Source organism: Streptomyces synnematoformans (assembly GCF_039531005.1).
GTDB classification, from domain to species: Bacteria; Actinomycetota; Actinomycetes; order Streptomycetales; family Streptomycetaceae; genus Streptomyces; species Streptomyces synnematoformans.
In genome coordinates, this window is sequence record NZ_BAAAPF010000576.1 from 1 (window position 1) to 2,168 (window position 2,168).

Consider the following 2,168-nt stretch of genomic DNA (forward strand, 5'->3'; position numbering starts at 1 on the left):
CGGCGACCGCGACGGCCGCGCCCGGCGCGTACCGGTCGGCCCGGCGGCCGGCCCCGGCGAGCAGCGCGCCGGCGGTGAGCGGCACGGCGACCAGCGCCCACAGCGCCGCGGTCACTCCTTCAACTCCGCGGCCTCGTCGGTCATGTCGGCCTCCCGGGTGCGGAAGAGCGCGGTGACCACGGCGAAGCCGACGGCCATCTCCACCGCCATCACGGTGACGGCCAGCACGACGAGCACCTGCCCGTCGGTGGCGGCGGGAGCGACGAAGTGCCAGACCGCGGCGGCGGCGAGGATGACGCCGCCGAGCATCAGTTCCAGGCCCATCATCAGCATCACGATCGACTGCTGGGTGAGCGCGCCGAACAGCCCGATGCAGAACAGGGCGGCGGCCGCCAGCAGGAACAGCTCCAGCGTCACGGGCCCGCCCCTCCGCGTACGCGAGCGCCGCCGTCCCCGCCGTCCCCGCCGTCCCCACGGTCGCCGGCGCGGCGGGCGCGCAGGTCGTCGCCGAAGCGGTCGTACCGGCCGCGCCGGGTGGCGAGCACGACGGTGGCGACGATGGTGGCGAAGAGGGCCAGGCCCAGCGTCATCATGGTCAGCATGTGCGGGCCCATCAGCGACTCGCCCAGCGCCTTCGTCGGATCAGCGGCCGGCTCCCCGCGCCGCCGGGGCCACGGGGCCAGCAGGACGCCGGCGGCCAGGAGCACGAAGACGCCCCCGGAGATCACCGCCGCGCCCCGCCTGTTGTGCAGCATCGACATGGGCATCAGCCCGGCCGGGTTCATCATGAACATCACCATGAACACGCCCATCAGGGCCATCTCGATCGTCATCATGAGGACGACGACCACGCCGAGGTAGTCGAGACCGAGCCGGACGACCAGGCCGCCGACGCACAGCAGGGACGCCAGCAGCGCGTAGGTCGCCCGGGCCATGGACGCGAAGCGGAACACCATGACCGCGGCGGCCACCGCCGGCCCGGCCAGCGCCCAGAACACCACGTCATCGAGCATCCGTGCGGGCTCCTTCCCTCATCGGTTCAGGACGACGACGGCGACGACCAGCGCCTGCAGCAGCGTCAGCGGCACGAGCACCGTCCACGCGAACTCCAGATAGCGCTCCATGCGCAGCGTCGGCAGCAGCCGCCGCCCGGCCACCAGCAGTCCGAGCACAGCGGCCGTCTTCAGCAGCGTCCACGTCCACGCCGGCAGCCACGGCCCGTGCCCGCCGCCCAGGAACAGCGGGACGCTGAACCCGGCGGTGACCACCAGCAGCAGCCACCGCCCGGCCAGCAGCACCAGCCGGTCCACGCCCGCGTGCTCGGCGGCCGCACCGCCCGCCGCGTCCCGCCCCAGCGGGTGGTCGAACGGGCCCCAGAAGGCCATCGCCAGCGCGCTCAGCAGGAACACCGCGAACGCCGCCGGCATCCACACCGCGAACCACACCCCCCGCTGGGCCGCCACCACCTCGCCCACCCGCAGCGACTCGGCGCCCAGCGCCGCGGTGGTGATCGCGAACATGTGCGGCAGTTCGTACGCCAGCCCCTGGGCGAGAAAGCGGTAGCCGCCAATCAGTGACAGCGCCGAGTTCGGCCCCCAGCCGGCCAGCCACACCGCCGCCCACGCCAGCGCCTCCATCGCGTTGAACCACACCACGCCCACGACCGGGTCGGTGACAGCCCGGAACCCCCACGGGAGCACGGCGCCGGCGAGCACGGCGGCGACCGGGACGAGCGCGATCCCGATGCGGCCCAGCCACGGGTCGCCGGCGGTGGTGCGCCGCGGCTGCCCGCCCAGCAGCCGCAGTCCCGTGCGCAGCGGCGCCGGGGCCGCCCGCAGCGGCCGGGCGCCGCGACCGCGCTCGGCCGCGGCGGTGAGCACCGCGTCGAGACCCGCGCCGCCCGCCGCGGCGGCGGCGAGGGCGAACGGCAGCAGCACGACGGCCCACAGCGGCGCGGTGTCAGCCACGGACGACCGCCCCCACCTCGTCGAGGTCGGGGTCGAGGCTGGCCACGATCACGCGCGCGGACGCGAACTCGGCGCCCCGCAGCAGTTCCGGCAGGGCGTCGAGCAGCGCGTCCGACGGCGCCCGGGGGCCGCCGAGCCGCCCCCGCGGGCCGTCCCGGTCGTACGGCCGCAGGGGCCGGCGTCGGAGAGGCTGTGGTTCAG

Annotated in this window: 3 protein-coding genes and 1 pseudogene; all 4 read right to left on the bottom strand. The window is 75.6% G+C overall.

The genetic code is table 11. The annotated features are described in order from the left end of the window. Positions 1-111: 111 nt before the first annotated feature. Complete coding sequence (gene nuoK / locus ABD317_RS36140) at positions 112-417, bottom strand: NADH-quinone oxidoreductase subunit NuoK (RefSeq protein WP_027752131.1); 306 nt, start codon at positions 415-417, stop codon at positions 112-114. Next, a complete protein-coding gene (locus tag ABD317_RS36145) occupies positions 414-1,013 on the bottom strand; it encodes an NADH-quinone oxidoreductase subunit J (protein WP_344296164.1) in 600 nt (199 codons plus the stop codon). The genes nuoK and ABD317_RS36145 overlap by 4 nt, the downstream gene beginning before the upstream one ends. Positions 1,014-1,031: 18 nt before the next feature. Then, complete coding sequence (locus ABD317_RS36150) at positions 1,032-1,967, bottom strand: NADH-quinone oxidoreductase subunit H (protein ID WP_344296166.1); 936 nt, start codon at positions 1,965-1,967, stop codon at positions 1,032-1,034. Next, a pseudogene (locus tag ABD317_RS36155) lies at positions 1,960-2,168 on the bottom strand (hypothetical protein); the annotation flags it as partial. The gene ABD317_RS36150 and the pseudogene ABD317_RS36155, both read right to left, overlap by 8 nt.